This window comes from Shewanella sp. YQ_9, assembly GCF_043103185.1.
GTDB classification, from domain to species: Bacteria; Pseudomonadota; Gammaproteobacteria; order Enterobacterales; family Shewanellaceae; genus Shewanella; species Shewanella algae.
The window spans coordinates 1-1,150 of record NZ_JBICJO010000032.1; the positions used below are offsets into that span (position 1 = coordinate 1).

General features: G+C 45.5%; 1 protein-coding gene. It reads left to right on the top strand.

Features of this window, described 5'->3' with window-relative positions:
* Positions 1–189: 189 nt before the first annotated feature.
* Positions 190–1,150: IS110 family transposase (locus ACF8D4_RS09425; RefSeq protein ID WP_392465034.1), on the top strand; the 961-nt coding region annotated here is incomplete at its 3' end.

Genomic DNA, 1,150 nt, shown 5'->3' on the forward strand with positions numbered 1-1,150 from the left:
CCAAAAGGGTAAAGTGAGACCCAGGCTTTAGCGGCAACTAAAGCTTTCTATGTGGCAGTTCGGTTGAACGCTGGCTCCTCTGTCGAGAGACCGATAACAAACATGAACGCCTCATAGGACTCCAAGCATAAACCTCGAATAGTCGACTGGGTCTCGAACCCGCATTTCGCAAGCAAGAGTTAGCTTATTATGAATACAAACACACTTCAAAACATTAATATTGGTGTTGATACCGGCAAATCACAGCTCGACATTTACATCCGTCCACTCGATGTCTTTTTTACCGTGCCAAACAACGAAAAGGGTATCAAACAAGCCTTAACTACTATCAAAAAACACAACCCACAGCGTATCGTTATCGAAGCGACTGGGCGCCTAGAAATGCCCTTCGTGTTAGCGTGTACCGAGGCCAAGTTGCCTATTGTTCGTGCCAATCCTGTTCATATCAAACGCTTTGCCGGTGCTATTGGTCGTAGAGCCAAAAATGACCGCTTAGATGCACAGCTTATCGCCCATTATGGTGAAGCCATTAAACCTGATTTGACGGTCATAAAGGCTAAGAACATACGTTTAATGAGTGACTTAGTAATTCGCCGCAATCAGTTGCTCGCGATGCAGACCATGGAGAAAAATCGTATTCAAATTTTGCCTAAGCACCTACATTCGACAATAATACCCATCCTGACTGCGATAAAAAATCAGGTCTCAAAGATTGAAAATAAGCTTGTCAAACTCATCGAAGATTGCCCCGAATACCAAACTAAAAATACCCTCTTACAAAGCGTACCTGGTATCGGCAATATCGCCGCTGCGTCTATCATCAGCAATGTGCCTGAGTTAGGCTACATTACCAACAAGCAAGCGGCTTCACTCATCGGCGTCGCCCCTATTACACGTGAAAGCGGACGCTACAAAGGGAAACGAGTCATCCAAGGAGGCCGCGCACAGGTGAGAACCGTTTTGTACATGGCCATGATGTCAGCCATGCAATGTAATCCTGTTTTCAAGGACACTTACGCTCGATTACTCGAAGCTGGAAAACCAAAGAAAGTGGCGATTATTGCCTGCGTTCGCAAGATGGTGGTCATCCTAAACTCTATGCTTCGAGATGGCATCATGTGGGACCAAAACATCGCCCAAAATAAAGGAT